We start from the raw sequence: 7,449 nt of genomic DNA on the forward strand, positions 1-7,449 counted from the left end.
CGAGCGACGGCGGCTCCGAGGCGATGGCTTGGCCGGACCCCATGATCAATTTTGCTGAACTTGACGCACAGAACTCGTCCGAGGGGGAAAAAGCTTCAATGACCCTTCCAATTGAGCCACCACGCGGACATGACGGGCAGTCGTTGGCGTGGTGATGGGACACCTAACTTCCTAAACGAGGAGGGCTGGGCGGCGCGTCGTCGGTCGGCACAAGCTTCGATCGCCGTTCGCGCGCCCGAGCGGCATCAGACGCGCCCGCGGGTGCGTGCCTAGATCCGGCTCAAGAAAAACGCCTCCAGTTTGCCTTTGCCCTTCACGTCAATGCTGCCGCGTGGCTCCAGCGCGAAGGGACCGACGAGGTGGCGGGCGATATCCTGGGACACATGGATTCGATTGGGCAGAGAATAGGCCTCGAGCCGGCTGGCGACATTTACAGTATCGCCCCACACGTCGTAGATGAAGCGGTGCGTGCCGATGATGCCGGCGACTACCGGACCGGAATGTATGCCGATCCGGATTTGCAAGGGCCAACCGAAATGGCCGTTGACGCGGCCTAGCCGATCGATCATGCCGAGCGCCATTTTCGCGATCGCTGCGAACGCATCGGGGTTCGGATCGGGCAAGCCGGCCACGGCCATGTAGGCATCGCCGATGGTCTTGATCTTCTCGACGCCGAGCTCGTGGGCAAGCGCGTCGAATTCCGAGAACAGCCGGTTCAAATACTCGACCGTCGCTCCAGGCGTGACCCGTGCCGAGTGCTCGGTGAAGCCCACCAGGTCGGCGAACAGAACGCTCACGCCCTCGAAGCGGTCGGCGATCATGGCTTCGCCTTGGTTCAGGCGGCCAATCACCTGTCTTGGCAGGATGGTCAACAGCAGCCGCTCGAACCTGGCGGTCTCGTCCTCGATGCGGCGAAGATACCTCTGCTCGCGGTCACGCCAGCGCTTCTTGTGTAAGCACGCGTTGATGCGCGCGCGCAGCAGGGTCGGATCGAACGGTTTCGGGAGATAATCCTCTGCGCCGGCCTCGATGCAGCGGACGGCGCTCTCTGTGTCCGCCAGGGCCGTAATCATGATAACCGGAATGCGACGTAGCCGCTCATCCGCCTTCATGCGCACGAGCACGTCAAGTCCGTTGATGTCGGGCATGATCAGGTCGAGCAGGACGAGATCGAATTCATCGTGCTCGAGCGCCTGCAGGGCCTGCTGACCCCCGGCTACGGAAGCGACGCGATGACCATCGCGGGCCAGTCGGCGCGACAGCATATCGCGGTTGGCTTCGATATCGTCGACGACGAGAATGGAGCCGGTTTCGGTGACGGCAGACGGCTCTTGCCGGACTGGCCCCAGGCTGCGAATCAGTTCGCTTACCATTGCCGCGCCGGTCTGGTCGCAGGCTAGGTTCGTCTCACCGAGATCGGCCGAAAATCGCACGATGCGATCGAGACGTGGCAGCAGGTCGGTGGCCGCCAGCAGCACTCGGTCGAGGTCTGACCGCAGCGCGCCGCTCGAGATATCGGCTAGATCCTCGCTGAGCATCTCGGCATAGCCTTTGATCGCGTTCAAGGGTGTGCGCAGCTCATGGCGTAGCTGCTGCTCCTGGGTGGCGGCCGCCGGGTCGGTCGCGTTGTTCTCGCGATCGCCCTCGACCAGCTGGTCGACCTTGTCGGCGAGATCCCGGGCGGCACGGAGGACACGGTTGACATCGGGCAGGATATCCTGACGCCCTTCCCGCGACGCCTCTTCGTGCATGATCTCTGCATAGCCGAGCAGAGCGTTGACCGGGGACAGCAGTTCCTGGCGAAGGTGGGCTAGCCGAATACGTGAGGCGCGCGCGCGGTCGGTGTCAATGATGCTCATGGTCGCTCCGGATCCGCGCGTGGGCATGCCGGGGGACCAGCTCGTCGAGCGCCGCCAGCACGGCCTTGCCGCTGTATTCGCCTTTGTGCACCAAATGCTGTACCTGGCCGTTGAGACGCGCGAGATCCTCGGCCGTCAGGGCCTTCGCGGTGACGACGATGACCGGGATGCGTCGCCAGCGGGATTCGGCGCGCAGCCGCGCGACGAACTCGAACCCGTCCATCTCGGGCATCATCAGGTCGAGCAGAATTGCGTCCGGTGAGGCCTCGTTCAAGCGTTCGAGGCCAACCCGACCATTCTCCGCTTGTGTGACCGTGCACTCGATCTCCCGCAAGGCGCGCGCCATCAGCTCGCTGGTCGGAGCGTCGTCCTCGACGATCAGCACGTGCCGTGGCTCGCCCCGCGGGCAGCACTTTTCCACCGCACGGACCAGTTGGTCGCGATTGATCGGCTTGATCAGGTAATCGGCGGCGCCGAGCGAGAAGCCGATGCTCTGGTTGTCGACGATCGTGACCATGATCACGGGAATTTCGGCGAGTGCCGCATCTTCCTTCATGGCACTGAGCACGGCCCAGCCATCCATCTGCGGCATCAGAACGTCGAGCGTGACCACGTCGGGTTTCAGCGTGCGGGCAAGCTGCATCGCCTCCTCGCCATTGGCAGCCATGCGAACGGCGTAGCCACAGCGCTGCAGGTGTCGACGCAGCAGCTCCCGCGCGTTGGGATCATCGTCAACCACGAGAACGATGGGCGCATGCTCGGGCTCCGCGACCTGCAGATCCAGAGAACGCTTCTCTACCGCCCCGGTCGCAGTGTCCGGAGCGGCGTGTGTCACCGCCGGCAGACGAACCACAAAGGTCGTCCCCTTGCCGGCTTCGCTGGTCAGCGTCACATCGCCGCCCAGCAGCCGGCAGAAGCTCCTGGTGATGGCGAGGCCGAGCCCGGTGCCCCCATAGGCGCGGTTCGTCGATTCATCGGCCTGAGTGAAGGCCTCGAACACCTTGGCCTGCTGATCCGGCGTCATGCCGATACCGGTGTCGCGCACCTGGAACTCGATCCCGTCGCCGGCCTCGTTCGTATCGCGGAGCGCGGCCAGGGTGATCGTCCCGTTCCGCGTGAACTTGCAGGCATTGCTGAGAAGATTGAACAAGATCTGCCGCACCTTGGTCAGATCGCTGTGGATCGCGCCGACCTCGTCGGCGCAGTTCACCACGAGGACGTTGCCAGTCTTCTTGGCCAGCGCGGTGACGGTCGCCGCCACACTATCGATCATAGGCCGCAGCTCGAAAGTCTCGAGATAGAGCGTCATCTTGCCCGCCTCGATCTTGGAAAGATCGAGGACGTTGTCGATCAGGCCGAGCAGATGCTTGCCGGCATCCTGGATCTTGCGCAAGTCCGCCATCTCCGATTCGCGCCCGGAACTCTGGGCGTCCTCGAACAGGATCTCGCTGTAACCGATGATCGCGTTCAAGGGCGTGCGCAGCTCATGGCTCATGCTGGCGACGAAATCCGACTTCGCGCGGGTCGCCTGCTCGCTCGCCCAGATCGCCTTGTGCAACTCGCCTTCCATGCGCTTGCGGTCGCTGATGTCGGCGAGGCCGTTGATCATCGCCGGGCGCCCCTCGAACTGGACGCGCTGCGACGCTATGAGCGCCCAGAACTCCTCGCCTCCAGCCCGCTTGAACAGCATCTCCATTCCCTCCACATGGCCCTGCTCGGTGAGTGCGCCGATGAAGCGCTCGCGATACTGCGGGTCTGCGTAGAGAGTCTTCGCTTGCACGCCCAGGGCGGGCGAACTTTCGAGCTCGAACATTTCGCTGAAGCGTTGATTGGCATACCGGATGATCCCGTCATCGAAGGTGACGATCGCCACCGCCATCGGCGCGGCCTCGGCAATGATGCGCAGCCGCTGCTCGCTCTCCTGGATCGCCTGCTCCGCCTGCTTCACGTCGGTGATGTCGGTGTAGGTCGCGACCGTGCCGCCGTCATCGGTCTTGCGCTCGTTGATCTGGATCCAGCGCCCGTTTGAGCGGCGTTGCACATGCGGGCCCTGGGGATCGCGATGCCGGGCCAGACGTTCCGCGACCCAGGCCTCGACGTGTCCCTCCGCGTCGCGGATCTCGCCGCTCGCGGCCGCATTGCGGAGGATCGTTTCGAACGATACGCCCTGATTCACGACATCGATGCTGCCGGTGCCGTGCATGTCCCGGTACCGCCGGTTGTATGTCACCAGCTTGTCGTCGGCATCGTAGAGCGAGAAACCCTCCGAGATGCTCTCGATCGCGTCGGCCAGCCGGCGCTGGGCCTCCGTTGCCGTGTCGCGCGCAACTGCCAACTCCTCCTCTCGCCGTTTGAGTTCGGTCACGTCCGTGAACACGGCAACGGTACCACCATCCTGTGTTTTGCGCTCACTGATCTGGATCCAGCGACCGTCCCACTGGTGCTGTAGAAACGGCCCACTGGGGTTGCGATGCCGGGCAAGTCTTTGCTCCACCCATTCTTGAGGTCGTGTAGCTGCATCGGCCACGATCCCGCGCTCGACCACGGTCTCGATCAAATGCTCAAACTCCAGCCCCGGCTGCATGAGGTCGGCCAACCCCGGATAGAGCTCGCGATAGCGCGAGTTGCATAGCACCATGCGATCATCGGATTCGAACAGGAAAAAGCCTTCCGAAATGCTCTCGAGCGCGTCGGTCAGCCGGGTCTGGGCCTGCGTGGCCTTGTCGCGTGCCTCCGACAGCTCTTTCAAGCTCAGCTCGAGTGAGCGCTCCAGTATCGCCCGATCGCCATCGAAATCGGCGTATGCGGCATCGACGGCTGCTACGAAAGCTTGCAGCACAGCCGGTACTGCGTCCTCGATACCGAGGTGCTTTCTGAGCTGGCGTCGTAGCAGCCTGTGCATCGGTGCCCTATGAGGTTCAGTGCTCGGCGAACGTCGTTATGGTCATGGTTTGATTGTGCAGGCGGCACTCGCCACCGTGCACGAAGGGACAGAGCTCGCCGTACGAGTAGAACCCGGAAATCTTCGTATCCGTCCCGAAGACATCCCGGATTGCTTCAATTTCTTCCTCGGTACGCTGCTTCATCACCAGCTTACGACCGACACAGCTCACCAGAATTGCAAGATCTGGTCGCCAGCCGCCCAGCCCACTGAGGCTGGCCTTGGCGGCGGCCGTCGCGCCGTCGACCAGATCGTCAACATGGGTCTTCATCAAGTGCGCCGTTCCGCCCTGTGGGATGTCGCCGGCGAACGTCATTGACTTGTTCTGCTCGTCCACAGCCAGGACGGTCCGGACGACACCCTGGCCGCCCTTTGCTTCGGTAACCAAGATTGGAAAGAGCAGGGCAGAGCTTGGCAACCGGTCGGCGTGTGAGCCCAGGTACGATTTATAAAGATCGAGCGCTGACCGCCTATCCAGCTCGTAGAGGATGTTGCCCTCGGCCCGAGTGATGATGCGCAGCGGCCCGAATGGCTCCCAGCCGCCCATCGATGCGTAGCCAATACGCAAATCGTTGCCATACAGGCCGACCGCTGCCACGCGCTGGGGGCCCGCGCCACCGTCGGCAATCACCCAAGTCTCGGCGAAGTTGGTTCCATCTCCGGAAAGGCCGCCGGTGATCGACACGCCTTCCGAGACGCCGCCCGCGAGACCGCGCGCCAGGTCGGAGCCATTGACGTGTAAGCCATCAGAAAGCACGAACACGTGGCGCAACGAGGCGTCGTTGAGCTGCCGTGCGAGCTCCTTGCCGACGTCATAGCTTGCCTTCGCCTCGCCAATCGCAGCGGAGGCGAACCGGAGCCGCGTATGTTCGAAGTCCGCAAGGGTGGCAATCACCGAGTCGTCGACGACCATGTCGCCGACGATCTCGCCGGAAGTCGAGCAACCGAGCATGGCGGCCCCTTTGAAATGGTCGCGCAACTCGCCCACGGGGGCGCCTGCCTGCATCAGCGATCTCGCGCCAAAAACGAACACGACACTTTGTCGTCCGACTTCACTGGTCGGCAAATTCGGGCGCCACCCCTCACTTTGAGACCATTTGTATTGAGCCGTTTTCATGAGTTACTCCCTCTCATCGCATGTTCAGACCTTGTTGTCGTCTACTGTCCCGCAGCCGCGAGCAGCGTCTCGACCTTACTCAGCAGCCTCTGCAGCTCGATCGGTTTTGTATCGTAGTCGTCACAGCCGGCCTCGAGGGCCTTGTCCCGGTCGGTCGCCATGGCGTGCGCCGTGAGCGCGATGATGGGGATCTTGCGCAGCTCGGGCGTGGCCTTGATCCGGCGCGTCGCCTCCCAACCGTCGATCACCGGCAGGCTCATGTCCATCAAAATGAGATCGGGCCTGTCGCTCGTCGCCATTGCGACGCCGCGCGCTCCGTCCTCGGCAACGATGACCTCGTAGCCGCCGCGCACAAGGCGCCGCGAGAGCATGTCGCGGTTCATCTCGTTGTCTTCGACCAGCAGGATCTTGGGCATCGCACAGCCTCGGGTGTGTTCATCTTTGCCTCCCGAGCGGCTTGAAAGCAGTCTTGCTCTCCTGCCTACCAAGCCCCAATGGCAATTAAAACAATAATGGCCAAGCCAAAAACGGCGGCGATAGTCGCAGGTACGGAATACCATTCCGGTGTAGTCATCGTTGCCTTCCGAGCGGTGGTTCTCAAAGCTTAGGCCCTCGGCTTCACAAAGACTGTGAAGGGGCTAACACCTTGAAACTAAAATGCATTTACAATCTAGAGGCTGTTGCGCCGCCGCATGCGCGCGGGGCGCGAGAGCGACCAATGCACGGCGCAAGCTGGTCATGATAGGAAGCCAAAACAAACCTCATCACGACGCGCGCGACTTCCACATCGCCGAGCACGTACTCAAACGCCTCGCGGATCATTTCGCCCGATGGCACGGGGCACCATTCATTGGCGTGGAAGCCAGGCCAATTCAGCATCTCACCGCGCTCACTTTCACTAGCGCGGGCGAGGATGGTGCCGTCGCATTCAGGGCTTGGACTCATAACCACTCAGAGGTCTGGGTTGGGTTGAGCCGGACAGCGGACATATCGCAGATACGGCAAAATCGATGTCTCACCATCGTCGGGTTTTGATGATTTTGTCCGGCGCCGCGGAGGTGATAACTGCTTTTACCCATAAATTCTTTGGCATCTCCACTGCACTCGGCGCTGTTTCTGCGGTTTTAGTCTTTGGATACGGCACCCTATACACAATTGCCGGGCTACTTCTCCTCATGTTGCGCAGACGGGCTGCCGCTCGCTGTCGCGTGCTTGGTAGTTGTACTCGTCGGAAGAGTTGCGTTGGCCGTGTCCAGTGTCGTTCCACTCGATTCATTAGAGCAGATATTCGCCATGGCTGTGGGGACGGGAATCGTTGCCTTCTTTACGGCCTATATCGGTTGGAATTGGCAAGCGTTCAGGTAACAACTTATTCTGCGATGAAGGCATCTTACCGAAAGTGGTCCATGCCCGATTTGTGTAAAGATCTATATAATCGCGGGCGCATTGTTAGATGAAGCGCCGCAATGCTGTTGCACCCACAACGACAGCTGCGGCGAAGTCCGCCATCTGAACTACTCTCGCTGCTTTCC

The 7,449-nt window shown here is 61.9% G+C and carries 4 protein-coding genes; all 4 read right to left on the bottom strand.

Annotated features, from left to right (window positions below):
* Nucleotides 1–269: 269 nt before the first annotated feature.
* A complete protein-coding gene (locus AC5ZGW_RS44725) occupies nucleotides 270–1,859 on the bottom strand; it encodes an adenylate/guanylate cyclase domain-containing protein (protein ID WP_130231141.1) in 1,590 nt (529 codons plus the stop codon).
* On the bottom strand, nucleotides 1,846–4,608 hold the full coding sequence (locus AC5ZGW_RS44730) for a PAS-domain containing protein (RefSeq protein ID WP_165435627.1): 2,763 nt from the start codon (nucleotides 4,606–4,608) through the stop codon (nucleotides 1,846–1,848). Before AC5ZGW_RS44730 ends, AC5ZGW_RS44725 begins: the two co-directional genes overlap by 14 nt.
* A gap of 169 nt (nucleotides 4,609–4,777) precedes the next feature.
* A complete protein-coding gene (locus tag AC5ZGW_RS44735; RefSeq protein ID WP_130231143.1) occupies nucleotides 4,778–5,917 on the bottom strand; it encodes an FIST signal transduction protein in 1,140 nt (379 codons plus the stop codon).
* Between the two features lie 41 nt (nucleotides 5,918–5,958).
* Complete coding sequence (locus AC5ZGW_RS44740) at nucleotides 5,959–6,333, bottom strand: response regulator (RefSeq protein WP_130231145.1); 375 nt, start codon at nucleotides 6,331–6,333, stop codon at nucleotides 5,959–5,961.
* Nucleotides 6,334–7,449 lie beyond the last annotated feature (1,116 nt).

This window comes from Bradyrhizobium sp. Crot121 (assembly GCF_059512385.1).

Excerpts from the sequence above, each read along its gene's own strand:
- AC5ZGW_RS44740 (WP_130231145.1), bottom strand. The coding sequence starts at position 6,333 with ATGCCCAAGATCCTGCTGGTCGAAGACAACGAGATGAACCGCGACATG.
- AC5ZGW_RS44725 (WP_130231141.1), bottom strand. The coding sequence starts at position 1,859 with ATGAGCATCATTGACACCGACCGCGCGCGCGCCTCACGTATTCGGCTA.
- AC5ZGW_RS44735 (WP_130231143.1), bottom strand. The coding sequence starts at position 5,917 with ATGAAAACGGCTCAATACAAATGGTCTCAAAGTGAGGGGTGGCGCCCG.